This window comes from Kineobactrum salinum (assembly GCF_010669285.1).
GTDB lineage: Bacteria > Pseudomonadota > Gammaproteobacteria > Pseudomonadales > Halieaceae > Kineobactrum > Kineobactrum salinum.
In genome coordinates this window covers 2529417-2554083 of the sequence record NZ_CP048711.1, presented here as the reverse complement: position 1 = coordinate 2554083, position 24667 = coordinate 2529417, and the positions used below count along the sequence as shown (strand labels likewise).

Here is a 24667-nt window from a genome sequence, read left to right as displayed (position 1 = left end):
TTATTCTTCGAAAATCCTAAGCCCAGAAAGCGATCGACATGCTCGACCAGGACGAGCTCAACTGCCTCCTTGAGCTGCGCGTCCGAGAGGCTCATCCCTGGGCTCTCCGGGTTACTCATAGCGGTCATCGCTTCCGTACCGGGTCTTGAGCACCTCGCCGACGTCCATTTTCAGGAGGCGGGCGTAGTTCTCGCCAAAGATCGCGCGCTTCATCTCGCGGGTGATCTGGGGAAACCCGTAACCGTCCATGAGATCCTCAGGCATCTCGAGGTTCGCAAAGAGGTCAATGTAGCCCTGCACGTTGGGCCACACGAACGCCTCTGTGCCCCACAGCAGTCGCTCCGGGCCGACGTACATCAGGGCCTTGCCGAGGCGTTTCAAAGCCTCTCGCGGCATGATGGGGTACACGTTGATCCATGCCGACAGCGACATCCAGATGTTCGGGTTGCGTGCCGCGAGACTGATGCTCTCGTCAATGTACGGGTCCCCCAGATGGTGAATGATGAAAGTCAGCTCCGGAAAGTCGAAGGCGGCCTGCTGCATGTCCGTCGGATTCATGTGCTCCATGCGCTCAGTTCCGAACGGCACTCCCTTGTGGAACTGCACGTTCGTGATCCCCAGCTCCAGCGCCTTCTCCCACAGGGGATAGGCGATCTTGCGGTCATCGATTCTCCAACTGAGCGAGTTCTCGTGAGCCTGGTAGAACTTGAAGCTCACCGCCCCCCATTCCCGGACTTGACGCTCCATCTCGCGCCGGGCTCCATCAAGACCCTGATACTGCGGATCAACGCCGCCACAAAAGACCACCTTCTCCGGATAGGCCTCTTGCAGAGCGTGCTGACGCTGGGCCGGCGAGAAACCGTCCTTCCACCAGCCGAACAACGGGACGGTCTGCGCCATCGCGATGTCGGTGTCCGACTCCTCAAAAAGGATCCGATGTGCCTCCTCGAGGCTCAATTGCTCATCGACGAAGTGATCATTCGCGGGAAGCTCGGGGGTCGAAAAAAGCTGGCCCATGCCGATCAGGCTCTGAACGACCTTGTCACCGTTCTTGCCCAGGTTGCTGGGGCGGTTGTCATACATGTGAACCACCTGGTCGAACACAAACATGCCGTCTTTCATAGTTGTTCCTTCTTGCCCTACTGGGCCTGTCTTATAGGCTGGTCCGCAAGCTTCGGCCAGAAGATCGGATGTGTCAGTCGCCACCGTCTTCGAGCCAGTCGCCTCTGACCTCGTCCTGGTGCTGAGACAGCATACCTCCCGGCCATCTGATGGCTCCGGACAGGGGCGCCGCATCACAGCCTCCGTTAATTGTGTACAATAGTGAAGATTCGACTGGGATGTCAAGCCGTATATGCCGCATATTCAGCCAATCGCATACAATCTCTGAGAGAGAGTAGAAATAGGCGGGCGGGAAGTGAACATGGATGGGGCGAGCGGCACGGCTTGTCCATTGCAACCGCCATCTTGAACAACGTCGTATGGGGCATGTGAGCGGCAACGACGGCATGCCGATTCCGTGCTATGCCAATATTTTGCATTTCAGTGTCCGCGAAATCGTGGACGGCGGCCGAGTCAGTACTTGACGATTGACGCACTTGAAGCTTCGCTACGACTTGGAGCCCGCCGCAAATCGCGAGGCTAGCCAGAAGGCAACGCGCCGAGAATGTTCACGAGTCAACTTTGGCCGCCGACGCGGCCAAGGGGATAGTTTCATGCTCACATGGCGAAATGGGCGCGCACCGGCGCGCCACGCTGCCACCGAGCGGGTTATCTTGCGATTGCATTGTTGTTAACTCCAGCTGGTGACGACGACGTTGGCTTAGCCGCTCCTTGAGGGCAGGACTCATCGAGTCGTCCGACCAATCGAAGTCTTTGCTGAATGACACCGAGCATTCCTCCACTCCGGGAATAGAAAGCACCTCCTCCCGCACGCGCTCAAAGAACCAACTCTGGAAGTGACATGCGGGAGAAGTGAGCTGTAGCGTCACGGAGACCAACCGCTTCGCCTCGTCCGTCTCTACCCGCTTGACCATACCCATGGCTTCCAGTCCGGCCGGGACTCCTCGCCCCAGGCTGCACGGATCGATGACACGATCGAGCGCATCAATGACGGCGTCACCGAGCGTTTCGTTCAACCCGTGATCCTCCGACGTTTTCTTGCCCAAGGTGGACGGCCCTCGGCCTCGTAGACACGGCGCGTTTCCGACCATTCGTCATCCTGAATCGTGCTCTGGGCGACCGCAACGTCGATGTCGTGCAGGCGTGCCATGTTGAGTCCCAGCAAGTTGGCCTTCACCTCGTCGGTGAATTCGGGGAATCCTTCGTCCACGAGATCGGCCGGCATCTTGAAGTCGGCGATGGCCTCGATGATAGGCTGGGGATGAGTAAGTGGTGCTCCCGATCCAAACAGAACTCGATCGGGGGCTACTGCAAGCAATGTTCCAACCGCCCGCGCGAACCGCCGCGGCATTTTGACGATGGTGTTAGCAGTCGTCTCGAGGTTTGCGAAGACATTCGGATTGAGCGTCATCTGTACTGCACAGTCCTCAAGGAATGCCCAGCCGGAGTGAACGACCTCAAAGGTCATATCCGGAAAGGAGGCCGCGACAGCGGCCACATCGTCGGGCCTGTCGTGCTTGTTGGGCCCAGGGCCAGTGGGCACTGCCTTGTGGATCGCCATGTGTTTGACACCAAGGGACCGGGCGAACTCGAAGTACGGATAGATGGCGTCGTCGGCGAACGAGTAACTGATCGCATGGTTGCGCGCGTCAATCAAACCACTCACGGGGTAGAACTTGAAACCGTTGATGCCTCGCTCGGCAGCTTCGGCCATCTTCTCGAACTCAGCCATGCGATCGGACAACGGGTCTACGGCAGCATAGAGCAGGACACGATCCGGAGCTGCCTCTTTCACTGCGAGGCATTGTTCCCAAGGGTTCGCACCGCGCTTGAATAGGTTATAGAAGTTCACGGCGTGCATGGCGACCATGTCGACACCGCTCTCGACAAAGAACGTGTCGAGAAGCTCCTTCGTGGTCCATCCGCCGGCCCACTCATCCAGCGTCAGCAGGTATCCGTCTGAGGTCTTCTCCAGTGGCACGTGGCCGTAGCCGTGCAGCCATGCTATGAAGCCGTTGTATGCCTCGATTGGTACATCAGCCTTCCGGTTGTCGGCGCTGAAGTCGTAGGTGTGACCGACCGCATCGATCACGAAATGTCCCTTGTACATGGTTTACCCTCCCCGCGATTAGCCGTACAGGTTTACGCCGGAGTCGATGTGGAAGTCCGAACCGGGCGTCTGTTGGGCGAGGTCGAAGGAGAGTAAGATGATGGCCGCCGCCACGGAAATCCATTCTTTCCGGCGTTGATCATCTTCGGGATCGCAGCGAGCTAGTCGGATATCACTGACTCCTGTGAGCCCACCGATGGTGAGCTGCTGGAGTCGCTGTCGCTTGAGCTGCACCCCGCGAGGTTCTGCACGAACACCTCTACTTTGGCAAGTGACTTCCATTGCGCTATTTCCCAGATCAGTAGCCAAAGGTGGGGCGGCGCGAAGCGCTACAAGTACGGACCGCGCGAGGGAAGTCGTGCTGTTGTTGCTCAATCACCCGGCAGTCCGCAGGCCTGCAGGGCCGCGAGGGCGATCTCCATGTCGTCGCTGTAGTGACCGCCGGAGACACCGATCCCACCGACTACCGTTCCGTTCACCTTGATCGGGTAGCCACCACCAAACGTCACCAGCCGTGGCGTGTGCACAATCCCCATGCGCAGAGGGGCGTCGTCCTTGATGAAGTCGTGCCACACGTGTGTGGCGATACTAAAAGCTGCTGCCGTGTAGGCCTTGTTCTGCGCAATGTCGACCGACAGCAGCGGGGCACCGTCCATACGGTCATACGACTTCAAGACGCCGGATGAGTCGGCCACGGCGACTACGAAGGGTTGCCCCTTCGTCGTTGCATAGTCGATGGCAGCCGTGATTAGTGACCTCGCGAGGGCGCTCGAGACCGTGGCCTGGGGTATGCTCTGCGGGGCGTCGATCATCTGCTCACTCATACGGACTTCTCCCTTGTCGAGTTGGAGCCGGTCGGTCGGCGTCGCGTGAGCTCGATGATCCGAGACACGGCGGCGGCCGAGATGTTCACATTGGGTGTCTTGACGTGCTTGACCGCTGGGACCTTCTGAATGGCAGGAAGAATCGTGCTGTAAAATGTCGCTGAAACGGCCGGGCAACTGCGGCAAGCACCGTCGAAGCCAAGTTCGACCTCACCGTTATGGACGCTCTTGACGTGCACGGCACCGCCGTGTGAGTCCAAGAAGCGATCGACATGCTCGACCAGGACGAGCTCAACTGCCTCCTTGAGCTGCGCGTCCGAGAGGCTCATCCCTGGGCTCTCCGGGTTACTCATAGCGGTCATCGCTTCCGTACCGGGTCTTGAGCACCTCGCCGACGTCCATTTTCAGGAGGCGGGCGTAGTTCTCGCCAAAGATCGCGCGCTTCATCTCGCGGGTGATCTGGGGAAACCCGTAACCGTCCATGAGATCCTCAGGCATCTCGAGGTTCGCAAAGAGGTCAATGTAGCCCTGCACGTTGGGCCACACGAACGCCTCTGTGCCCCACAGCAGTCGCTCCGGGCCGACGTACATCAGGGCCTTGCCGAGGCGTTTCAAAGCCTCTCGCGGCATGATGGGGTACACGTTGATCCATGCCGACAGCGACATCCAGATGTTCGGGTTGCGTGCCGCGAGACTGATGCTCTCGTCAATGTACGGGTCCCCCAGATGGTGAATGATGAAAGTCAGCTCCGGAAAGTCGAAGGCGGCCTGCTGCATGTCCGTCGGATTCATGTGCTCCATGCGCTCAGTTCCGAACGGCACTCCCTTGTGGAACTGCACGTTCGTGATCCCCAGCTCCAGCGCCTTCTCCCACAGGGGATAGGCGATCTTGCGGTCATCGATTCTCCAACTGAGCGAGTTCTCGTGAGCCTGGTAGAACTTGAAGCTCACCGCCCCCCATTCCCGGACTTGACGCTCCATCTCGCGCCGGGCTCCATCAAGACCCTGATACTGCGGATCAACGCCGCCACAAAAGACCACCTTCTCCGGATAGGCCTCTTGCAGAGCGTGCTGACGCTGGGCCGGCGAGAAACCGTCCTTCCACCAGCCGAACAACGGGACGGTCTGCGCCATCGCGATGTCGGTGTCCGACTCCTCAAAAAGGATCCGATGTGCCTCCTCGAGGCTCAATTGCTCATCGACGAAGTGATCATTCGCGGGAAGCTCGGGGGTCGAAAAAAGCTGGCCCATGCCGATCAGGCTCTGAACGACCTTGTCACCGTTCTTGCCCAGGTTGCTGGGGCGGTTGTCATACATGTGAACCACCTGGTCGAACACAAACATGCCGTCTTTCATAGTTGTTCCTTCTTGCCCTACTGGGCCTGTCTTATAGGCTGGTCCGCAAGCTTCGGCCAAAAGATCGGAGGTGTCAGTCGCCACCGTCTTCAAGCCAGTCGTTTCTGACCTCGTCGTGGTGCTGAGACAGCATACCTCCCGGCCACCTGATGGCTCCGGACGGGGCGCCGCATCACAGCCTCCGTTAATTGTGTACAATAGTGAAGATTTGGCTGGGATGTCAAGCCGCTTATGTCGTATATTCCGTAAATCGCATGCAATCCCTGAGAGAGAGTAAAAATGGGCCGGGCGGGAAGTGAACATGGATGGGGCAAGCGGCACAGCTCGCCTGATGTACCCGTCAAGTAGGCATACTGTTTGAGTTTGGCAGACAGGCGCGCAATTGATGCAAGAGCACTGAACAACCGGCCAGGCATAACTCTGGTGTTCAATCACCGGCAGTCAGAATGGCAGAGCTGTTGCGTTGACCGGCTGAATCCAACATCTCTTTCAACACAAATGAAGACATATCGAATCAGCCGTAAGAAGGAAGAGCCCATGGCCCAATTCACTTTTGCCCCGTTGACACCCTCCAGCTTCCTTGATCGATCGGCCGCGTCTTTCGCGGCGCGGACTGCGGTGGTCGACGGGCAGGTGCGCTTCACGTATGCCGAGCTCGCGGCGCGAGTAGACAGATTGGTGTCTGCGCTGGCAAGTTCCGGCATCAAGCCCGGTGACCGGGTCGCGGCACTGTGCACCAACAGCCATATCCAACTCGAATTACATCAAGGCGTCCCGCTGCGCGGCGCGGTACTGGTGCCTGTCAATACGCGGCTCGCCGCCGACGAGATGGCCTACATCCTTAAGCACTCTGAGACGTCGCTGCTTGTGGCCAGCCGAGAGTTCTCCGACCGAGCGCGTGAACTGGCGACGGCCGCCGGTATACCGCTGATCTTGGAGGGTGGTGGAACTGAGGACTACGAGACGTGGTTGGCCGCCATTGACGCCGCCCCGTCCGATCGCCAGGAAGTCGACGAGCACAGCATGATCTCGCTCAACTATACATCCGGCACCACCGGACCTCCAAAGGGCGTAATGCTCCACCACCGCGGCGCCTATCTCGGAGCGCTCGCGATGGCCCACCATACACGCCTCGATACTGGCTCGACCTACCTATGGACGCTGCCGATGTTCCACTGCAACGGCTGGTGCTTCACCTGGGCGGTTATCGCCGGCGGAGGGACCAACCTGTGCCTACGTGCCATCAGCCCAAGTGGTATCTGGCGGATGCTGCGCGAAGAGGGCGTCACGCACTTCTGCGGAGCACCCACCGTCCTGACGATGATTGCAGAGGAACCGTCGGCGAGCGTGCTGCCCGGCCGGGTTGACGTGTACATCGGCGGCGCACCGCCCTCACCTGCATTGCTAGCGCGGGTGGACGCCCTCGGCCTGCACGTCACCCACCTCTACGGACTGACCGAAACTTTCGGACCCTCAGTGATCAATGAATGGCAGCCACAATGGGACGACCTTCCCCTGGAGACCGGCACAAGGCTGCGGGCCAGGCAGGGTACTAGCAACATCGTCAACCGACCGTTGAAGGTACTTGATACGGATGGCAACAGCGTGCCCCCCGACGGACAGTCCGTCGGCGAGATAGCAGCGTCCGGCAACCTGGTCATGCTCGGCTATTATAAAGACGAGGAGGCGACCCGGGCCGTTACCCGCAACGGCTGCTTCCTCACCGGTGACCTCGGCGTCATGCACCCCGACGGCTACGTCGAACTGCGCGACCGGAGCAAGGACATCATCATCAGCGGCGGTGAGAACGTCGCCTCAGTCGAAGTCGAGCAGGCCCTCGACTCCCACCCTTCTGTGATCGAGTCTGCCGTCGTCGGCATGGCGGACGAGAAGTGGGGCGAGATCGTCGTCGCCTATGTGACCGCCCGGACAAGTGTCGATGCCAGTCCGGAGGACCTTGCCGACGACATTGCCGCTCACGTTCGCCAACGTGTGGCGGGCTACAAGGTCCCACGCAGAATTATTTTTTCCGACCTGCCCAAGACCTCCACCGGCAAGATACAGAAGAATGTTCTACGCAAGCGTATATTGGAGATAGGGATGGGCCCCAAATAGCGTCTGGGTACAGGTAGAACAATCACCCGTCTTTGCCGCGAGCGATGACGCTCCACAGCAGCGAGCGACCATCAAAGCGGACGCCCATTCGTACATCGTGTCGCGACGCCGGGACTTCGACTTTGACCACGTGGGCCCCAGAGCCTGCGAAGACCTGTCCGCAGTACGGACCAGGGACAAGCTGGCCCAGTTCCAGGATCCGCACTTCATCCAGTGGGGCGGGATTCTCAGTGTTAAATTTTTTACATCTTCAACTTGCATTAATTGTGTACAATGATGGATATTTCGGTAGAATTTTGATTTTTCACGTGCATATTGAGATCTCTCGCATGCAATCAGTGGGAGATACATACAAATTCGGCGGGGACATGCCCATGGATGAACCGAGGAAGGTCGAGATCGTTGAGGTTTTTAGCCAAGGTCGGGATTCAGGACCCCTCTCAGGTACTCTCGACCAACGTAAAGGTCGAGATGATACCACGAGCCGCCGAGGCCGGCCTTACGCGGATCGGGGCAACTTCCGTCGGCCACCCCAGAAGCGTGATCGCGTGATCGATAGCCTGCTTCCGAAGGCCAGCCTCTTTCCACCTAGACAGGATTTGGAGCGCAGACTATGACCGGCATGACAGCAACGCTGCGCGCCTACACACGGATCCGTGAACAAATCCTGGATGGACGCCTTCCTCAGGGTTCTAGAGTCCGCGAGGGAGATATGAGCGCACTCTTGGCATTGAGCCGCACTCCGGTACGCGAGGCTCTCAAGCTTCTCACCGCCGAGGGTTTTCTCGATTCTGAACCGAACAAGGGCGTGACCGTCGCAATTTGGAGCGACGTACGCGTTTTCGACGCATACACGGTGCGAGCGACTCTGGAGGGTCTCGCTGCGTCAATGGCCGCCCATCGCGCAACGGAGGAGACCCTGCGTTCCCTACATGCGGTCTGCGACAGCATGGACGAGTTGCTTGAGCGGGGCGAAATTCCCGTGGTTGAACGTGTATCTGAGTTGAACAACTCGTTCCACGACCTCGTGGTCGAAGCAGCCCGGAACAGCGTCCTTGCCGAGTCCATCCACCGGCTATCCCAAGTGCCCGCTCACAGGACCTTCAAGAATTACTCCATAGAGGACCTCCGCAGGAGTTTTCGTCAACACCGCCAGCTAGCAAAGGCGATCACTTCAAGGGACTCTATGGAGGCCGAGATCGCGATGAAGGCGCATATTATGGACGCACGTGCCCATTGGGCATCGGTCCGCCCAGATCTCGTCATTGACTCCGAGTGTCGCTTACCAAAAGTTCGTTCAATTAATGGGTGATCGTCTGCCATCAAGTCAACCATTGGGAGGTGAGGCCGTGATGGATGGACATAAGCGGATCAAGCTTGAGTTGTCTGTGGAAGAGCGCTCTGAGTTGCCCGGTTGGTTGCGCCCACGAACCCTGTCGGCTGCAGAGAAAGAGAGGGTGCAGCTTGCCCTGGCTTGCGCTGAGGAGTTACCAAGCCGTGAGATTGCGGCACGTCACGCAGTGTCCGTACAACCCGTCTCGAAGTGCCGACAGCGCTTCGAGCAATGGAGGCCAAAACCCAATGAGTAAAATAGACAGATATACCCCCCCAAAAGTATGGACCTGGGACCGGGAAAACGGCGGGAAATTTGCCCACATCAATCGACCGGTGGCTGGAGCGACGCATGAGAAAGAACTTCCCGTCGGCAAGCACCCGCTACAACTATACTCAATAGCGACACCGAACGGCGTAAAAGTCACCGTGCTGCTTGAAGAACTTCTGGCTCTGGGTAAAACGGGTGCCGAATACGATGCCTGGTTAATCGACCTACTAGAGGGCGCCCAGTTTGGTAGTGGATTCACCCAGTTGAATCCAAATTCCAAAATACCTGCACTCATGGACAAGAGTACAACACCGCCCATCAGAGTATTTGAATCCGGTGCGATTCTCGTCTATTTAGCAGAAAAATTTGAGGCATTCCTGCCTACCACACCCGCTGAAAGAGCAGAATGCATGTCATGGCTGTTCTGGCAGATGGGCAGTGCCCCCTTTTTAGGGGGCGGCTTTGGCCACTTCTACGCTTATGCGCCGGAAAAATTCGAGTACCCCATCTACCGTTATGCCATGGAGGTAAAACGTCAGCTTGATGTCCTGGATCGCAACCTGGCCTCACGCCGCTATCTTTGTGGCGAAGAGTACAATATCGCTGACATAGCCAATTATGCTTGGTATGGCGCCTTGGCGGAGGGCAGGCTTTACGATGCAGCTGCTTTTCTGGACGTGGGCTCATACACCAATGTACAACGCTGGGCCAAGGAAATCAGCGAACGTCCAGCGGTGCAACGAGGTCGACGCGTCAATCGCACTTGGGGCGATGAAGATACTAACTTGGCCGAGCGTCACAGCGCCAGTGATCTGGACTAAAACACTGGTTTATGGATTAGGGATTCTCTGATTGAGTGGGTTGCTGGGCACGGGCCCGACGCAAATTCCACGAGCTGATCGGGCGCAGCCAAAGCCCCATCGCCGAGAAAGCGTTAATTTATATCGGCACGCTCTATGACAGTGAGCGAGAGGCCAATGACCTGCCCGCCAGACGAGAGACAGCGGTTGCGTGACATGACACCCAGGCCCGACCCATTGTTGCGCACCTGCTCGACTGGCTCGCGGGTCAGCGATCACAGCTGACGAGTGGAGCACGGGCTGCGAAGGCCATCAATTCATGAAATGGTGGGCGGCCCTGGTCCATTACCTGGACGGTGGTAATCTATCCATGGATAACCCAACTGGGAGGACAACCAGGTCCGGTCCTGACCATTGGAAACAACTGGCTGTTCGCGGGTTCCTTGCGTAGTGGCCTGCGCGGTGCGAACGTGATGGCCAGTCGGCGAAAATCAACGGTCTGGACCCGCAGGCTTACCTGGGTGATTTGCTGGCGCGCTTCCCGGGTGCCCTACAGTCAGACCTTTCCTCATCCTCTGAATGGTTGGTTGCCACCTACCATTCTGGCGCAACGACGCCGAATTGGTAGGGTGAGGAGGAGTCCATCCCATTGCTTACAGAGCATGATATCCTAGAATTTGCTGGCAGCGATCGCCAGCCTTGGCCCAGTGAGTAAACGAGTAGTAACCATGTCCGCTCTCATCGCCTGCCATCCGGCGCCCGCCCCCAGCGACTGGCGCGCCGCGATGCGCGACCTGATCACCTCGCCCGCCGCGCTGTTCGAGCTGCTGCAACTGAGCGCCGACCAGCTCGGCTGGAGCGAACAGGCAGCGCGCGACTTCCCGCTGCGGCTGCCGCGCGCCTTTGCCCGCCGGATGCAGCCCGGGGATCCGCAAGACCCACTATTGCTGCAGGTGCTGGCCAGCCAACAAGAGCTACTGACAGCGCCGGGATTCAGCTCCGACCCGACCGGCGAGACCGGCGCCGCCAACCCGCAACCGGGCATTATTCACAAATATCACGGCCGCGTGCTGTTGCTGGTAACCGGCAGCTGCGCCATCCACTGCCGCTACTGCTTCCGCCGCCATTTCCCCTACGCCGACAACCAGAACAGCCGCGCCGAATGGCCCGCAGCCCTCGCCGCCATCGCCGCCGACCGCAGTATCAGCGAAGTGATCTTCAGCGGTGGCGACCCGCTGGTGGCCGGCGACGAGCCGCTGCGCGAGCTGGTGCAGGCGCTGGCAGACATTCCCCAGCTGCGGCGGCTGCGGGTACACACCCGCCTGCCCATCGTGATACCGGAGCGGGTGACTGCACAATTGCTGGAGACGCTTAGCAGCAGCCGGCTGCAGACTGTCATGGTGGTGCACAGCAACCACGCCAATGAAATTGACCCCCAGGTAGCGCAGGCCTTTGCCCGGATACGCGGCGCCGGCATCACGCTGCTCAACCAGTCGGTCCTGCTGGCCGGCATCAACGACACCGCGGCAGCCCTGATCGCGCTCAGCGAGCGCCTGTTCGAGGCCGGCGCACTACCCTACTACCTGCATTTGCTGGACAAGGTGGCCGGTGCGGCGCATTTCGACGTCAGTGAAGCCCGTGCGCGCGAACTACATCGGGAAATCGCAGCGCGGCTGCCCGGCTACCTGCTGCCGAAACTGGTACGCGAGGTCGCCGGCGCGCCGGCCAAGGTATTGCTGTAACTGCTGGCTGACCCCGCCAAAATCTCCTTTAAGACGAATGGCCCTTACTTCAGGATTTTTGGACTTCGTAGCTCGGTCGGCATCCTGGGAGGGTGCTTTCGAGACACGCCGTAAACCCGTCCATGGGGGCTCGGTTGCAGCATCCATGCTGCAAACGGTCTCGAAAGCACCCTCCCAGGACGCCGACCTGACGCCGGAGTGAGTCAAAGTTCCGCTCACCTTTCAGGCACTTCTGACCAATCTGGCGGCGCCCTAGCGCCGGCCGGTGAGATTGGGGTGCAAGAAGGCGAACTGGCCCGAGCCGTGGCCGTCGTTGATCTCGATGCGGCCAAAGATCGGCTCCGGCACCGTCACGTTGGCATCGGTGCCATAGCGCACCCGCTCCTTGAGATGGGCATACAGGTCATTGTCGAACAGCACCCCCTGGTTCTGGTTCAGCAGCCCCACCAGGCCCTGGTAAAGACCGAATGATCGCCCGCTCCCCCGTCCGGTACCGGCACCACACCGCCCGAGGTCAACACCGTGCGGGCCCGATTCTGCAGGTAGAACTTGAGGTTCTTCTGGATTTCCTCCTCGCGCAGCTTTATGCCACCGGAGGTAACGATGCCGCGGCCGGAATAGCAGGAGTCCGCGATCACCAGCACGTGATGGGCGGGCAGCAGCGCCAGCCAGCGGGCCAGGGCACTGCTGGAGACACCGTACATTTCCTGTGCGCCGGGAGAGGCCGAAACGGCGTCGACCCCCATCCAGTAGCTGTCGGAGCCATCCTCGGCGCCGTGCCCGGCGTAGTAGATCAGCAGAGAGTCCTGCGGTTGCAGCGATTCCTTCAGCGCATCGACCCGGCGGAAGATGTCGCCGCGGGTCGCATCAAGCAACAGCTCGGATTCAAAGCGGTAGCGCTGGGTCAGGACCTCGTGCACCGCCCGGGCATCGTTGTGGGCAAAACTCAGCTTGCGCAGATGCTGGTAGTTGTTGTTGCCGATGACCAGCGCATGATACCTGCCCACCTTGATATCTTTGGGGATACGCAGCCGCGAGGTATCCGGCAACGGCTCCATCACACTGCGAGTAGCCACCTGCAGGTTCCACTGTTCGCGCAGCTCCGCCACTTCCTGGCGGTAGCGGCGGGCCCGGGCATCGACCTCGGCGATTGCCGCCTGCTGCCTGGCCAGCTCGGCATCCCTGGCCGCAAGGGCCTCGCGCAAACGCTGGAGTTCGGCGCTGCGCCCGGTCTCGTCAGCGCTGGCGGCGGCGATGGCGGCATTGAGCTGGTCGCGCTCGGCGCGGGTCGCATCGAGCTCGCTGTGCAGGGCTGCCAGATCCTGCTCCGCAGCAGCTGCCTGCTGGCGCAGGGTTACCAGCGCCGACTCGGTCTGGGCCAGTTTGGCCTCCGCCTGCTGTTTCTCGTTGAGCGCCACGTCCAGTTGCACGCGCAAACTGTCAGCCTCTGTCTCTATCCCGGCCAGCTCGCTGCTCAGCGTGCCGATCTGCCGGCGGCTGTCCTCCAGTAACCGGGCCTGGCGCTGGCGTTCAGCCTCCAACTGCCGGGCCTGTTCCCGGGCACCGCTGTCGGCGGCATCGTGCAGCCGGGCCAGCTGCTGGTCCAGCGCCGCCAGGGACAGCTCCCGCTGCTCCAGTTCGGTCGCCATCGCGGCCTGCTCCTCACGCAGGCGGTTGATTTCCCGGTCACGCGTTGCCAGGGCCTCGCGCGCCTCGGCCAGCTCCAGCTCGGACATGGCCGACACCCGCTCCAGTTCGCTCTGCAGGCGGCGGTTTTCCAACTCCACCTGTCGCACACTGGCCAGCAGCTTTGCCTGCTGTGCGTCCAGCGTGGCCTCCAAGCTGTCCAGCTGGAATTGCTGGTCATCAATGGTCTGCTGGCGCTCCCGCAACTCCCGCTCCAGCGCCGTCACCCGTCCCGGAGCGCTGCTGCTCTGCTCGCTGCGCGCGGCGGCCAATTGCTGCTGCAGTGCCTGCAGCTCTCGTTGTGCCTGCCGCAGTTGATCGCGCCGCCCGGCCATGCCGGCGCGGGCCTGGGCCAGCTCCAGCCGCAGCGCGTCGGCTTCGGCATTGCGCTGCTGTAGCTGGCCGGTCAGTTGCGCCACCCGCTGCTCGGCCTCGGTTCTGGCCGCGTCCAGGCTGGAAGCCAGTACCAGGTCATCCGCCAGGCCAGTCGCCTGACGCCACAGGTTGGTGGCCAGCAGCGTGTCGCGTTCCACTCCCAGCCCGTTTTCATGCAGATGGGCCAGCCGGCGCAACGCGGTCACATGACCCTGTTCCGCCGCCCGCTGGTACCAGCTCAGGGCCTCTGCATAGCGCGGCTCGGCAAACAAATACTGATAGACCTCACCCAGCTGGGTCTGGGCGACGGGGTCGCCCTCCTCGGCCAGCGGCAGAAAGAAGGCCATAGAAGACTCCGGGGTCGCCCGGTCATAGACCGTGTATTCACCCCCGCGCAACTCACAGGCCTTGGCCGTGGTCTGCACCAGTTGCCGGCGCTCGGGATAGACCAGGCCGCCCAGCCGGCGTACCCGCGGTGGCAACAGGCAGGGCACCACTTCGAACTCCTTGAACTCGGCACTGTCGCGCTCCGGGGTGTCGACCACGGGTGCCTGGGCGAGACTGGTGGCGGTGCAGATGAGCAGGGTTGTCATCAGATACAGCTGCAGGTGCTTCATGGTATTCGTCCCCCTCCGGATCCTGACGCGGGTTGTGTGAGTGCTCGGGCACTGCTCAGCGCAGCAGGTTCCCGGGCAGCGCCTTGCAGGCACTGAGGTTGCCGGGATTGGCCACCCTGTCCAACAATGTTGACAGCAGCTCACGCAGCCCGCGATTATGTTTGTTGACGGAAAGGCCCCGGCAGGCGAGCTCCAGCGCCTCACGCTCGCGCTCCAGTTCCAGCAGACGCTGGACCGGGAACTCATAGGCGGCAGCCAACTCCAGCATCCCCTGGGCCGCTTCGCGCTTGCTGGCCTCATCCGGAGCCTGCCGCAATACCAGATCGTAAACCCAGTGCGCCGAGCTGGTGCCGCCATGCAGAAAATAATTGCCGCGATCGAACTCCTCGCTGGCGTAGGCAGCGGTAGCCAGGGCGACATTCTGCGCGCCCTGTTCCAGCCACAGCCCCAGCTGCTGATCTCCAGTCCCGGAATTTCCCAGGTCGCGGTACTGCACCAGCAGCTCGTCGATAAATCGCTGCTCCGGCGACCCCCGGTACATTTGCCAGCCCCCCGTGGCCAGCACCACTACCAGCATCAGTACCGACACCGCGATCCAGGGCGCCGCGTTCTTGCCGCGCAACACAGGGCCGAACGCATCGAGGAACCCGGCAGCGGTAGTGGTACGCTCGCGGCGCCGGTGCGCCAGGGTTTGCAGAAGAGCCTGCCACTGCCTGTTGCGCAGGCCGGCGGGACGCATCGGCACCAGGCCGTTGCTGCGGGCATCGATCGCCCGGGCGCCATCAAAGGGATGCCTGCCGGTCAGCAGTTGGTAGGCCACGCAGCCCAGCGCATAGATATCATCGCGCCGGTCCGGCGGCTGTCCCTCGAACATCTCGCAGCTGGCGTATTGCGGCGTCAGTGCCATCAGCGCCTCGGCCTCAAACCGGGTGGTGTTCTGTGTTGCGAGTGTCTCGTCCAGGGTGCGGGCGATACCCAGGTCCAGCACCTTGATCTCGTTGTTCTCGGTCAGGAATACATTGCCAGGCTTGAAATCCGAGTGAATGACACCGTGCTGGTGCATATAGCCCAGCGCCTCGCCGCAGCCGTGGATGATGTGCCATGCCTCGTCCCAGGGCAGGCCCTCCGGGTGCTTGCGCAGGAACTCGTCCAGCGGTTGGCCGCGCATGTACTCCATCACCATGAAGACAATGTCGCCGTCGCGGTCAAAGTGGTAGACGCCGACAATATTGGGGTGGTTGAGCTGGCGGGAATTGTTCACCTCGCGGCGCAGCGAAGTCAGCGCCTGCGGGTGATCCTTGAACGTGTCGCCCAGCACCTTGATGGCGACATAGGGGTTGGAATCCTCCAGCTCGCGGTCCAGGGCAAGGAACACTTTGCTCATGCCGCCGGAGCCGAGCATTTGCTCCAGGACAAAACGACCCCGCAGCACCATGCCGGGAGCAGGGGCGGGCTGGGGCTTGCTGTACACCGGGGGCGCCTCGGCAGTATCATCCCCCTGCAGCGTCACCCCGTAAGTCGTATCCACGGCTAGTGGCCTCGCGATGTTGACCCGGCTGGCGTGTACCTCACCATTATAAGCCTGACCACAGGTTACTCCAGTGGACCGGGGATGAAAAGCGGGCCGGGCCGGGCCGCCCCGCCATGGTTACTTGCGATCAGGCCGGCAATAGTGTTTGCGCCCGGAACAGGCTGGGCTACACTTTCCAGGTTAAACCGTCCCGCTGTCAGTTCCCGCACCGGCGGCACAGGACCAGAATAACTATCAGTCGACGGCCCCTGCCGGGGCGCAATCACGAGGGGAAGAGGGATGCAGAAGAAAATCAGGGGTGGGGTGGTCGGCCTGCTGTTGCTCGGTTCGGCGACGCTGACGCAGGCGCAGCGGCTGGAGGCCACCGATGTTGGTCAGATTCTCGAGAACCAGGGAGCATCACAGTTTATTGTCGATGCCGGCAACGCCATTCGGGCCACCTGCCTGGAACTGGGGGCCGCCGGCCCGCAAACAGCGGAACGACAGGACCTGTTCAATCGCTGTCGCGAAATGTCCGGCACCGTCCTGGGCCTGACCGGTACCACACCGCCCAACGGCTATGGCTATTCCAGCCCCGATGATGTTTTCGACGCCATCCGCCAGTTCTCCGGAGAGGAAGTCTCCAGCCAGACCCGGCTGGCCACCGAGAGTACCAACCGCCAGTTCACCAACCTCGGAGTGCGCATGGATGCGATTCGCCGCGGTGCCCGCAGCACCCTGTCCCCGGTGGCCTTCAACTTCAACGGCATGGACCTGGCTGAGGGGCTGGCAGCAAACGCGGGCGCGCCCGCCGGAGGCACCGGTGCGAGCGCTGACCGCGACGCCGATACCGGCTGGGCCTGGTTCGGCAATGCGGCCATTGGCTGGGGCGACCGCGACCAGACCAGCAATGAAAGCGGCTACGATTTCGATTCCTACGGCCTGACCCTGGGTGCCGACTACGCCTTCGACAACGGCCTGGCGCTGGGGCTTGCCCTGGGCTACGCGAGCTATGACGTGGACCTGGACCGCGACCCGGCCGGTGCCCTGGTGAGCAGCTCCGCCGGCGGCAAGATAGAAAGCGATGGCTACAGCTTGTCCGGCTTCTTTGTCTACGGCCTGGAAGACTATTATCTGAACGGCATTCTCAGCTACGGTCGCAATGACTTCGATCTCGTGCGGCTGACCTCTATCGCCGCCGCGCCCGAGGCCACCGGCACAGGCGCAGGCCTCACTTTGGACCGACGCTTCGACGGCAGTACCGACAGCAGCCAGCTGGGTGGCCAGCTCACCGGCGGCAGAATCTTCGGCAGCGGCGCGACCACGCTGGACCTGTACGCGGGCATGGACTACCTGGATATCGATATCGACGGCTTCGAAGAGCGCGAGGCAAACGCGAGCGGCGGCCTGGCTCTGCGCTACAGCGACCAGGATACGCAATCCGTGCAGTCAATCGTCGGCGTGATGCTGCGCCACGCCACCAGCACCGGCTTTGGTGTGCTGCAGCCCTATGCGGGAGTTGAATGGCGCCACGAGTTCGACAATGAATCGCAGGCGCTGGAATACAGCTACGCCTTTGCCCAGCCGGGCAGCACCATCAGCTTCCGCACCCCCACCGACGACCCCGACGAGAATTTCTTCGAACTGACCCTGGGTCTGTCCGCGCAGTTTGCCAATGGCCTGTTCGGTTTCGTCCAGTACAACAGCACGGTCGGCCTGTCTGACACCAGTGCAAATGTGGTCACCCTGGGCCTGCGCGGCGTGTTCTGAGGCGCTTTGTCACGACCATGGAACCCGCCGCCAGCCACAGCTTTGCCACCGGCAGACTTCTCCACCAGCTGCCGCTGGTCCAGCAGATCGACGACTTCGCCAGCGAGGAGGAAGTGGCCAGTCTGCTGGCCATCGCCACGCCCCGCCTGCAACAGGCGCTGGTCAGCGACGCCAGGCAGGGCATCGCCAGTGCCGGCCGCAGCGGTCGCAACTGCTGGGTCAGGCACGACGCCAGCCCGCCGGTGCTGTCTCTGTGTCGGCGCATCAGCGCACTGGTCGGTATTCCGCTGGAACGCGCTGAATCCCTGCAGGTGATCCACTACGGTCCCGGCCAGCAGTACGCACCCCACTACGATGCCTGGGACGCCGGCACCGAGCGTGGCCAGCGCTGCATGGCCCGCGGCGGCCAGCGCCTGGCGACCTGCCTGCTATACCTCAATACGGTTACCGCGGGGGGCGGCACCGTGTTCCCCAAAATCGGGCTGGAGATCCCCGCCCGCCAGGGCCGCCTGGTACTGTTTCACAATGTGTTTCCCGGCACCAACCAGCGCCATCCCGACAGCCTGCATGGCGGCGCACCGGTGACGGAGGGGGAGAAATGGGCCTGTAACCTGTGGTTCAGGGAGCAATCCCTTCCCCACGTCCGCGGCGGCACAAGCTGAGGGTGCCGATGCCCGCATTCACTTGATCAAGCCGGACCGTCCTGCAGCTGCCACGCCAGCGGAAACGCATTTTCGTCTCCACTGGCCAGCTCGCCGGGCCGGATCTTCACATCATCCTGGGTGATGATCGGGTCAGTGCCCGACCGTGGGTCCCAGCTCACGTCGTCACCCAGGTAGCGGATCGACAGCGCCGCCCGGCGCCGGTCGCGCGCCGCGTTGCGCCCCGCCGCATGCAGGATGTCCCCGCCGAATACCACCACGTCGCCAGGCTCCGTCGCCCAGCTGAGCAGTTCGTGGCCCTGCCGGTCCTGCCAGAAGTCCGGTATTTCTTCCCCGATGGCATCGCTGGCCCAGACGGCCTTGGTGCCGAAGGCCTGGGGCTTGTAGACTTTTTCCCACCGGTGGGAGCCCCGCACGAAGTGCACTGCACTGGAGTTGTCATCGGAGGGAGTCAGGGCCACCCACACCGAGGCGATCTGGCGCCCACGGAAGGGCCAGTAGGGCCGGTCCTGATGCCAGGGGGTGGTGGCCGAGGTACCGCCATCGCGCATGAAAACATGGTCAAAATAGACGCGGGCCGTGCGGGAGACCATAAGTCGGCCGGCGATTTCCGCAATCCCGGCGCGGAAGATGAAATCCCGCATCCAGGCGTGATTGCGGTATAGATAGCGGTCGCTGAAGGCCAGCTCCCTGGTCTCTGCCGTGGCCGGATCACCGCCGCTGGCACGGTGCCTGTCAAGTTGCTCCAGCATGGTTTGGACCATGGCCGGCTGCACTGCACCGCGAATGCAAATGGCGCCATTGGCCTGGTATTCTTCAATTTGCTTCTGACTTATCATTGTTATCTCCCAATATTGATTATAAACAGAATAGGCCAGGGTGCAGCGCTCGTCTGTCCCCTGAATCAGGTACAGGCGGCCCGGAGGTCAAGATCTTGTTCGATGGCGTCAGTGAATTGATCGAGCAACTGGACGCCCCCGAATTCACCGGTACGGTGCTGGATTTTGTTTACCGGGAACTGGTCGTTGACCATATGTCCGTGTTTCTGTTCGATCCGCGACTGGTGCCCCGGCTGATCGCAGCGCAAAGCCGCAGCGCTGAACCACTGGCGGCGAGGGCCGGCCGCGCCTATGAACAATCCCTGTTTTATCGCCACGATCCCAATACCGAGCTGGTGCGCAGCGGCAGCTCCCGCGAGGACGCTGCCCTGGTAATTCGCCTGCGCGCCGCCGACATATCCGACGCCCTGTATCGCAGCGAGATCTATGACAACTTCGGGCTTATCGACCGCCTGTCCATTCTCGCCCGCGACGGCGCCCGCTGGCTGGTCATCAACTTCTACCGGGATCGGGCCAGTGGCGAGTTTTCCGCGCTGGATATCGATCGCTTCAGCGCCCTGGCACGACTGCTCAAGGCCCTGCTTTTCCACCACTTCGCGCTGCTGCCGCCGCAGGGATGGCAGGCCGCCACCCTGCCTGAAGCGGGCACTCTGGAGGGGATCCTGCAGCGCCTTGGCGGCAGTCTCAGCGCGCGCGAATCCCAGGTCTGCGCCCGCGCGCTACTGGGGATGACCAATGCCGGCATCGGCCTCGACCTGGGCGTAAAAACCTCCACCGTGGAGACCCTGCGCAAGCGCGCCTTCGCCAAACTGCAGATCAGCAGCCTCAACGAGCTGTTCGCGCTGTGCCTGGGCTGCACGCTGACGCGTTGACCTGGGGCCGGACAAAGCCTCGCCAACAGAGCCACCAATGGGCCAACGCAGGGGCGGGCTCGGAGCGCGGTGGGTACCGAAGCTCACGGCAGAGTCCAGTGTCCTGAATCGAAAGTTCGGTTCAGGGCACTGGGGTCAAGCGGTGCTGTCGTCCTCCAGCTTTTCCACCAACTCGTCCAGCAACTCGTACAACAGCTCCAGTTTGCCGTAGCCGAATTTTTCTGTGATATAGCGGTAGCGCTCCTCCGACTGGGGCGCGATCTTCTCGAACAGCGCTGTCCCCTGGGGCGTAAGGGAAACCAGGCTGCGACGCAGATCGGCCCGCTTGGCGACCCGGACAATCAGCCCCCGCTTTTCCAGGTTCTGCACGATCCGTGACAGACTGGGCATCAGCAGGGCGCAGCGTTCTGCGATTTCGGTGGCGTCCAGGGTTCCGGATTCCACCAGGGCGCGGAGCACCCGCCACTGCTGGGCGGAAAGACCGTGCTCGCGCAAATGTGGCGTGAACTTCCTCATCACCGCCTCCCGGGCCTTGAGCAGGGCCATGGGCAGGGAACGATCAAACTGTCTCATGGGGTACCTATACCGTCGGGTCGTCGATCACGCCATTGTGCAATAAACCGATGCCGGGTGACTCCACTTCCACTTCATCTCCCGGTGCGAGGTAGCGGGGCGGGTCGAAGCGGGCGCCGGCCCCAGGGAGTACCGGTGGAGATCAAGTCACCGGGCTTGAGGATGAAAAAGCGCGACAGGTAGCTGATCAGAAAGCTGAACGGAAACATCAGGTTGGCTGTGGTATCGTGCTGGCGCTGCTCGCCATTGACGCGCGTGGTCACCGTCAAATCCCCGTAGCCGGCGAACTCGTCGGCCGTTACCAGCCACGGGCCGATACTGCCGGAGTGGACGAAGTTCTTGCCCTGGGTCACGTTGAACTTGGCATGCCGGACCCAGTCGCGCAGGGTGCCCTCGTTCATCAGCGTCAGGCCGGCAATGTACCCGATCGCCTGATCTTCGGGGATGCGATGGCCGGTCTTGCCCACTACGATCACGATTTCGCCTTCGTAGTCGAGCTGCGCGGACTCTGGCGGACGCCACAGGGGCTGGCCGTGGCCGGTGAAAGAGTCCGGCGTGCGCATGAACAGGCTGGGCCACTCCGGGTCGGCACTATCGTCCCTGTATTCCGCGTTGCGGTTGGCGTAGTTGACGCCGATACAGGCGATCTTCTCCGGTGTGCGCACCGGTGGCAGGTAGACGATCTCGTCCAGGCTGGCATCGGGATCCAGCGTTGCGGCCGCTTCCATCATTCGGGCCAGCTGCCCTTCGCGCAGCACCTGGTGCAGATCGCCACCGAAGCGCGCCCCCAGGTCGATGACACCGCCGTTCGCGGCCACTCCCCAGGTCTCGCAGCCGCCCAGGCTGCACGTCAGAAATCGCATATTGACACCTCAATTATATTTAACCAGTTAACCATTTTTTGCCAGATCTTTTCGCGAAGCTGGCGAAGCAATGAATATTACCCGATGAATATCCAGACCTGGAGGCCTCGACGGGCCTTTACTTGCCCCTAACTACTTAACATGTTACATTTATTTCCGCGATACCGCTACTATTACTCAGCCAGCGAGGCTCCATCATGGCCGACTTTGAAGGCAACAAATCCGCTGCCGAGGGCTACCTGCAGCGCTTTCACGACCAGGTGACCGGGCACTACCTCAACGGGGAGATGCGGGTGCCACCGGGCGCGGAGACGTTCAGCAACCTCACGCCGAGTGACAACAGCTCCCTGGGCCAGGTGGTCGCAGGCACCGCCGACGACGTCAACGCCGCCTGCGAGGCCGCCCGGGACGCCTTCCCCGCCTGGCGCGACATGCCGGGCGCCGAGCGCAAGAAGCTGCTGCACCACTTCGCCGACCTGATTGTCGAGCGCGCAGAGGAGATCGCCCTGGTGGAGAGCATGGACTGCGGCCAACCGATTCGCTTCATGCAGCAGGCCGCCCAGCGCGGTGCCGCCAACTTCCGGTTTTTCGCCGACAAGGCGCCGGAAGCGCGCAACGGCCTGGCACTGCATCAGGAACAGCACACCAATTACACCATCCGCAGCCCCCTGGGTCCGGTCGCTGTCATCACCCCCTGGAACACCCCGTTCATGCTGGCCACCTGGAAGATCGCCCCGGCGCTGGCAGCGGGCTGCACCGTGGTGCACAAACCCGCCGAGTTGAGTCCGCTGTCTGCGATGCTGCTGGCGGAAATCAGCCTGCAGGCAGGCATCCCTCCAGGGGTGTGGAATACCGTAAATGGCTTTGGTGAGACCGCGGGCAAGGCCCTGACCGAGCACCCCGCGATCAAGGCCGTGGCGCTGGTGGGCGAGTCCGCGACCGGCAGCCACATCATGCGCCAGGGGGCAGATACGCTAAAGCGCGTCCACTTCGAGCTGGGCGGCAAGAATCCGGTCATCGTGTTTGATGACGCCCACTTCGAGCGCGCCCTGGACGCTGTCGTGTTCATGATCTACAGCCTCAATGGTCAGCGCTGCACCTCAAGCAGCCGCCTGCTGATCCAGAGCGGCATCCGCGACCATTTCATCGCCGCCCTGGAGCAACGCGTCAAGGCGCTGCGGGTGGGTCACCCGCTGGATCCGGCCACGGAAGTCGGCCCGCTGGTACACAGCGGCCATTTCGAAAAGGTAATGAGCTACATGGACATCGCCCGCGAGGACGGCGCCACGGTGGCAGTGGGTGGCACGCGGCGGCAAGACCTGGGCCCCGGCAACTATGTCAGCCCCACCCTCTTTACTCAGGCCGACAACAACATGCGTGTCGCCCGCGAGGAGATTTTCGGCCCGGTGCTCACCGCCATCAGCTTCGACACCGAGGAAGAGGCCCTGCAGATTGCCAATGACACCGAGTACGGACTCAGTGGCTACATCTGGACCGGCGATACCGGCCGCGCCCTGCGCATGGCCAACCGGGTCGAGGCCGGAATGATCTGGGTCAACTCCGAGAACAACCGCAACTTGCCCTCGCCCTTCGGCGGCGCGAAGATGAGCGGCATCGGCCGCGACGGCGGCGACTACAGCTTTGATTTCTATATGGAAACCAAGAACGTGTGCATCGCCCACGACATTCACAAAGTACCTGTGTTGGGACGCTAGCCATGAGCCTGTACTACGTACAAAAGCTGTTGTACCAGCTGAACCGCGAGCCGGAGCTGCAGCAACAGTACCTGGAGGACCCCGACAGCGTGCTCAAGCACTACCGTCTGGATGAAGAGGAACTGGCGACCTTGAAGAAACCGGATATCGGCATGCTGTATATCATGGGCGTGAACGGGCAACTGCTGATGCACTACGCCGCCCTGTGCGGCTATGCCTGGCCAGACTATATCCAGGCCATGCGCACGGCCCTGGAGGAACACGGCAATGTGCGCGCGGGCCTGTATGCGACCACTGACGGCAAGGGGGCAATATGAGTCTGGTATTCGCTGGCGTGTGTTCCCACGCCCCGGGCATTACGGGCCGCAAGGCGATGGCCCAGGCCGATGATGCCGACACCTTTTATGCCGCGATGGATGACATGCGCCGGGCACTGGAGGCCTCGCGCCCCGATGCACTGATAATCATCGCCGCGGAACACTTCGCCAACTTCTTCATGAACAACATGCCGGCCTACTGCATGGGCATGGCGGAGGACTACCAGGGCCCGATCGAGGATCCCAAGTGGCTGGGTATAGAGCGCCAGAATATCCCGGGCAATCCAGACCTGTCCCTGCGCCTCATTGAGCACACCATGCAGGAGATCGACCTGGCCTACGCCCAGGAGTGGAAGTGCGACCACGGCATCATGGTCCCGCTGCACTTCCTCACGCCACACTACGACCTACCCATCATTCCGGTAAACATCAACTGCCAGGGGCCACCCCTGACCCCGCTGCACCGGGCCTGGGCCTTTGGCGAGGCCCTGCGCAGGGCCTGTGACGCAGTGCCCGAGCGTATCGCCATTGTCGGTACCGGGGGCATCTCCCACTGGCCGGCCACGCCCGACTCCGGCAAGATCGACGCGGCATGGGATCAGGATTTCCTGGAGCGCTGGAGCAGCAACGACCGTGAGCGCCTGCTGGATTACAGCGACGAACGCACCTACCTCGAGGCCGGCCAGGGCGGCTTCGAGATCCGCACCTATATCGCGGTCTCCGGCGCCACCGCCGGCACCCTGGCCACGGTGCACTATTACCGCCCTATCCCCATCTTCGCGGTGGGCTGCACCGTGGGAATAGTGGACTTGCCGGAGGTCAACTGATGGCACATTTCATTTATGAGTACTCCGCCAACCTGCCGGCGGAGCAGCTGAACCTGGCGGCACTGATGCAAAAGATGCACCGCGTGGCCGCGGACAGCGGTGTGTTTCCACTGGCCGGCATCCGCAGCCGCGCGCTGCGTTGCGAGGAATTTCGCGTGGGCGACGGCTCCCCCGACAACGGTTTCGTCAATCTCAGCGTGAAGGTCGGCCACGGCCGCGACCTGGACACCCGCATGACCGTGGGCGAACAGCTGTTTGACACCCTGATCCAACACCTGCAGCCCCTGCTCGACAGCCGGCCCCTGGCGGTGTCCTTCGAGATGCGCGAGCTGGACCCGGACGTCAAATTCAACAGGAAGAGTCTCTGAT

27 protein-coding genes are annotated in these 24667 nt (G+C 61.7%); 13 read left to right on the top strand and 14 right to left on the bottom strand.

Translation table 11 applies throughout. The features are described from left to right. Positions 1 to 111: 111 nt before the first annotated feature. From G3T16_RS11175 to G3T16_RS11145, 7 genes are all read right to left on the bottom strand, one after another. Complete coding sequence (locus G3T16_RS11175; RefSeq protein ID WP_163495332.1) at positions 112 to 1122, bottom strand: amidohydrolase family protein; 1011 nt, start codon at positions 1120 to 1122, stop codon at positions 112 to 114. A gap of 548 nt (positions 1123 to 1670) precedes the next feature. Then, positions 1671 to 2138, bottom strand: coding sequence for a metal-sulfur cluster assembly factor (locus tag G3T16_RS11170; protein ID WP_163495336.1), 468 nt, complete (start codon positions 2136 to 2138; stop codon positions 1671 to 1673). Further along, positions 2135 to 3232: an amidohydrolase family protein gene (locus tag G3T16_RS11165; protein WP_163495335.1), complete on the bottom strand. Its 1098-nt coding sequence runs from the start codon at positions 3230 to 3232 to the stop codon at positions 2135 to 2137. Before G3T16_RS11165 ends, G3T16_RS11170 begins: the two co-directional genes overlap by 4 nt. Before the next feature lie 18 nt (positions 3233 to 3250). Next, positions 3251 to 3466, bottom strand: coding sequence for a hypothetical protein (locus G3T16_RS11160; RefSeq protein ID WP_163495334.1), 216 nt, complete (start codon positions 3464 to 3466; stop codon positions 3251 to 3253). A gap of 137 nt (positions 3467 to 3603) precedes the next feature. Beyond that, positions 3604 to 4056, bottom strand: a complete 453-nt coding sequence (locus G3T16_RS11155; RefSeq protein WP_197911647.1) for a GlcG/HbpS family heme-binding protein — start codon at positions 4054 to 4056, stop codon at positions 3604 to 3606. Then, positions 4053 to 4385 carry a NifU family protein gene (locus G3T16_RS11150; protein WP_163495333.1) on the bottom strand — a complete coding sequence of 111 codons (333 nt, stop codon included), beginning with the start codon at positions 4383 to 4385 and terminating at the stop codon, positions 4053 to 4055. The genes G3T16_RS11155 and G3T16_RS11150 overlap by 4 nt, the downstream gene beginning before the upstream one ends. Positions 4386 to 4401: 16 nt before the next feature. After that, the gene (locus G3T16_RS11145; RefSeq protein WP_163495332.1) at positions 4402 to 5412 is read right to left on the bottom strand and encodes an amidohydrolase family protein; all 1011 of its coding nucleotides are present in this window, start codon (positions 5410 to 5412) and stop codon (positions 4402 to 4404) included. A gap of 537 nt (positions 5413 to 5949) precedes the next feature. On the opposite strand from G3T16_RS11145, the gene G3T16_RS11140 reads away from it, so the two are divergent. Continuing rightward, complete coding sequence (locus tag G3T16_RS11140) at positions 5950 to 7527, top strand: AMP-binding protein (protein WP_163495331.1); 1578 nt, start codon at positions 5950 to 5952, stop codon at positions 7525 to 7527. 22 nt (positions 7528 to 7549) lie between these two features. Here the strand turns inward: G3T16_RS11140 and G3T16_RS23105 are convergent, their stop codons facing one another. Continuing rightward, positions 7550 to 7732 (bottom strand): CoA transferase, encoded by a 183-nt coding sequence (locus tag G3T16_RS23105; RefSeq protein ID WP_197911646.1) that lies wholly within the window; start codon positions 7730 to 7732, stop codon positions 7550 to 7552. Between the two features lie 408 nt (positions 7733 to 8140). Here G3T16_RS23105 and G3T16_RS11130 point away from each other — a divergent pair, with 408 nt between their 5' ends. From G3T16_RS11130 to epmB, 5 genes are all read left to right on the top strand, one after another. Further along, positions 8141 to 8839 (top strand): GntR family transcriptional regulator, encoded by a 699-nt coding sequence (locus G3T16_RS11130; protein ID WP_163495330.1) that lies wholly within the window; start codon positions 8141 to 8143, stop codon positions 8837 to 8839. Between the two features lie 269 nt (positions 8840 to 9108). Continuing rightward, positions 9109 to 9951: a glutathione-dependent disulfide-bond oxidoreductase gene (gene yghU, locus G3T16_RS11125; RefSeq protein WP_163495329.1), complete on the top strand. Its 843-nt coding sequence runs from the start codon at positions 9109 to 9111 to the stop codon at positions 9949 to 9951. A 35-nt stretch (positions 9952 to 9986) separates the two neighbouring features. Continuing rightward, on the top strand, positions 9987 to 10145 hold the full coding sequence (locus tag G3T16_RS23100; protein WP_163495328.1) for an IS66 family transposase: 159 nt from the start codon (positions 9987 to 9989) through the stop codon (positions 10143 to 10145). A gap of 275 nt (positions 10146 to 10420) precedes the next feature. Then, entirely contained in the window at positions 10421 to 10558 is a 138-nt protein-coding gene (locus tag G3T16_RS23095) for a transposase domain-containing protein (protein WP_163497062.1), read from the top strand. 100 nt (positions 10559 to 10658) lie between these two features. Then, positions 10659 to 11672 carry an EF-P beta-lysylation protein EpmB gene (epmB, locus tag G3T16_RS11110; protein ID WP_163495327.1) on the top strand — a complete coding sequence of 338 codons (1014 nt, stop codon included), beginning with the start codon at positions 10659 to 10661 and terminating at the stop codon, positions 11670 to 11672. A 252-nt stretch (positions 11673 to 11924) separates the two neighbouring features. Here epmB and G3T16_RS11105 read toward each other — a convergent pair whose 3' ends face one another. Genes G3T16_RS11105 through G3T16_RS11095 form a run of 3 tightly spaced genes read right to left on the bottom strand, consistent with a single transcriptional unit; the run spans position 11925 to position 15878 of the window. Continuing rightward, on the bottom strand, positions 11925 to 12119 hold the full coding sequence (locus G3T16_RS11105) for a hypothetical protein (RefSeq protein ID WP_163495326.1): 195 nt from the start codon (positions 12117 to 12119) through the stop codon (positions 11925 to 11927). Next, a complete protein-coding gene (locus G3T16_RS11100; RefSeq protein WP_163495325.1) occupies positions 12107 to 14350 on the bottom strand; it encodes a caspase family protein in 2244 nt (747 codons plus the stop codon). The genes G3T16_RS11105 and G3T16_RS11100 overlap by 13 nt, the downstream gene beginning before the upstream one ends. Before the next feature lie 55 nt (positions 14351 to 14405). Beyond that, positions 14406 to 15878, bottom strand: a complete 1473-nt coding sequence (locus G3T16_RS11095; protein ID WP_163495324.1) for a serine/threonine-protein kinase — start codon at positions 15876 to 15878, stop codon at positions 14406 to 14408. Positions 15879 to 16160: 282 nt separating this feature from the next. Between G3T16_RS11095 and G3T16_RS11090 the strand changes: the two genes are divergently transcribed. Both G3T16_RS11090 and G3T16_RS11085 read left to right on the top strand, forming a co-directional pair. Next, on the top strand, positions 16161 to 17630 hold the full coding sequence (locus G3T16_RS11090; protein WP_163495323.1) for an autotransporter outer membrane beta-barrel domain-containing protein: 1470 nt from the start codon (positions 16161 to 16163) through the stop codon (positions 17628 to 17630). 17 nt (positions 17631 to 17647) lie between these two features. Then, positions 17648 to 18292 (top strand): prolyl hydroxylase family protein, encoded by a 645-nt coding sequence (locus G3T16_RS11085; protein WP_163495322.1) that lies wholly within the window; start codon positions 17648 to 17650, stop codon positions 18290 to 18292. Positions 18293 to 18318: 26 nt separating this feature from the next. Here the strand turns inward: G3T16_RS11085 and G3T16_RS11080 are convergent, their stop codons facing one another. After that, positions 18319 to 19131 carry a phytanoyl-CoA dioxygenase family protein gene (locus tag G3T16_RS11080; RefSeq protein ID WP_163495321.1) on the bottom strand — a complete coding sequence of 271 codons (813 nt, stop codon included), beginning with the start codon at positions 19129 to 19131 and terminating at the stop codon, positions 18319 to 18321. Positions 19132 to 19226: 95 nt separating this feature from the next. Between G3T16_RS11080 and G3T16_RS11075 the strand changes: the two genes are divergently transcribed. Then, positions 19227 to 20003, top strand: a complete 777-nt coding sequence (locus tag G3T16_RS11075) for a helix-turn-helix transcriptional regulator (RefSeq protein WP_163495320.1) — start codon at positions 19227 to 19229, stop codon at positions 20001 to 20003. Positions 20004 to 20138: 135 nt separating this feature from the next. Here G3T16_RS11075 and hpaR read toward each other — a convergent pair whose 3' ends face one another. Next, on the bottom strand, positions 20139 to 20576 hold the full coding sequence (hpaR, locus tag G3T16_RS11070; RefSeq protein ID WP_163495319.1) for a homoprotocatechuate degradation operon regulator HpaR: 438 nt from the start codon (positions 20574 to 20576) through the stop codon (positions 20139 to 20141). A 74-nt stretch (positions 20577 to 20650) separates the two neighbouring features. After that, a complete protein-coding gene (locus G3T16_RS11065) occupies positions 20651 to 21439 on the bottom strand; it encodes a fumarylacetoacetate hydrolase family protein (protein ID WP_232059040.1) in 789 nt (262 codons plus the stop codon). Between the two features lie 197 nt (positions 21440 to 21636). On the opposite strand from G3T16_RS11065, the gene hpaE reads away from it, so the two are divergent. From hpaE to G3T16_RS11045, 4 genes are read left to right on the top strand one after another with little or no spacing between them, the layout of a single operon-like run. Next, a complete protein-coding gene (gene hpaE / locus G3T16_RS11060) occupies positions 21637 to 23154 on the top strand; it encodes a 5-carboxymethyl-2-hydroxymuconate semialdehyde dehydrogenase (protein ID WP_163495318.1) in 1518 nt (505 codons plus the stop codon). 2 nt (positions 23155 to 23156) lie between these two features. Beyond that, complete coding sequence (locus G3T16_RS11055) at positions 23157 to 23471, top strand: aromatic ring-opening dioxygenase subunit LigA (protein ID WP_163495317.1); 315 nt, start codon at positions 23157 to 23159, stop codon at positions 23469 to 23471. Beyond that, positions 23468 to 24298: a DODA-type extradiol aromatic ring-opening family dioxygenase gene (locus tag G3T16_RS11050; RefSeq protein WP_163495316.1), complete on the top strand. Its 831-nt coding sequence runs from the start codon at positions 23468 to 23470 to the stop codon at positions 24296 to 24298. The genes G3T16_RS11055 and G3T16_RS11050 overlap by 4 nt, the downstream gene beginning before the upstream one ends. Beyond that, positions 24298 to 24666 carry a 5-carboxymethyl-2-hydroxymuconate Delta-isomerase gene (locus G3T16_RS11045; protein ID WP_163495315.1) on the top strand — a complete coding sequence of 123 codons (369 nt, stop codon included), beginning with the start codon at positions 24298 to 24300 and terminating at the stop codon, positions 24664 to 24666. Before G3T16_RS11050 ends, G3T16_RS11045 begins: the two co-directional genes overlap by 1 nt. Position 24667 lies beyond the last annotated feature (1 nt).

Coding starts and splice junctions, on each gene's coding strand:
- G3T16_RS11175 (WP_163495332.1), bottom strand. CDS start 1,122: ATGAAAGACGGCATGTTTGTGTTCGACCAGGTGGTTCACATGTATGAC.
- G3T16_RS11165 (WP_163495335.1), bottom strand. CDS start 3,232: ATGTACAAGGGACATTTCGTGATCGATGCGGTCGGTCACACCTACGAC.
- G3T16_RS11155 (WP_197911647.1), bottom strand. CDS start 4,056: ATGAGTGAGCAGATGATCGACGCCCCGCAGAGCATACCCCAGGCCACG.
- G3T16_RS11150 (WP_163495333.1), bottom strand. CDS start 4,385: ATGAGCCTCTCGGACGCGCAGCTCAAGGAGGCAGTTGAGCTCGTCCTG.
- G3T16_RS11145 (WP_163495332.1), bottom strand. CDS start 5,412: ATGAAAGACGGCATGTTTGTGTTCGACCAGGTGGTTCACATGTATGAC.
- G3T16_RS11140 (WP_163495331.1), top strand. CDS start 5,950: ATGGCCCAATTCACTTTTGCCCCGTTGACACCCTCCAGCTTCCTTGAT.
- G3T16_RS11130 (WP_163495330.1), top strand. CDS start 8,141: ATGACCGGCATGACAGCAACGCTGCGCGCCTACACACGGATCCGTGAA.
- yghU (WP_163495329.1), top strand. CDS start 9,109: ATGAGTAAAATAGACAGATATACCCCCCCAAAAGTATGGACCTGGGAC.
- epmB (WP_163495327.1), top strand. CDS start 10,659: ATGTCCGCTCTCATCGCCTGCCATCCGGCGCCCGCCCCCAGCGACTGG.
- G3T16_RS11100 (WP_163495325.1), bottom strand. CDS start 14,350: ATGAAGCACCTGCAGCTGTATCTGATGACAACCCTGCTCATCTGCACC.
- G3T16_RS11090 (WP_163495323.1), top strand. CDS start 16,161: ATGCAGAAGAAAATCAGGGGTGGGGTGGTCGGCCTGCTGTTGCTCGGT.
- G3T16_RS11085 (WP_163495322.1), top strand. CDS start 17,648: ATGGAACCCGCCGCCAGCCACAGCTTTGCCACCGGCAGACTTCTCCAC.
- G3T16_RS11080 (WP_163495321.1), bottom strand. CDS start 19,131: ATGATAAGTCAGAAGCAAATTGAAGAATACCAGGCCAATGGCGCCATT.
- hpaR (WP_163495319.1), bottom strand. CDS start 20,576: ATGAGACAGTTTGATCGTTCCCTGCCCATGGCCCTGCTCAAGGCCCGG.
- G3T16_RS11065 (WP_232059040.1), bottom strand. CDS start 21,439: ATGCGATTTCTGACGTGCAGCCTGGGCGGCTGCGAGACCTGGGGAGTG.
- hpaE (WP_163495318.1), top strand. CDS start 21,637: ATGGCCGACTTTGAAGGCAACAAATCCGCTGCCGAGGGCTACCTGCAG.
- G3T16_RS11055 (WP_163495317.1), top strand. CDS start 23,157: ATGAGCCTGTACTACGTACAAAAGCTGTTGTACCAGCTGAACCGCGAG.
- G3T16_RS11050 (WP_163495316.1), top strand. CDS start 23,468: ATGAGTCTGGTATTCGCTGGCGTGTGTTCCCACGCCCCGGGCATTACG.
- G3T16_RS11045 (WP_163495315.1), top strand. CDS start 24,298: ATGGCACATTTCATTTATGAGTACTCCGCCAACCTGCCGGCGGAGCAG.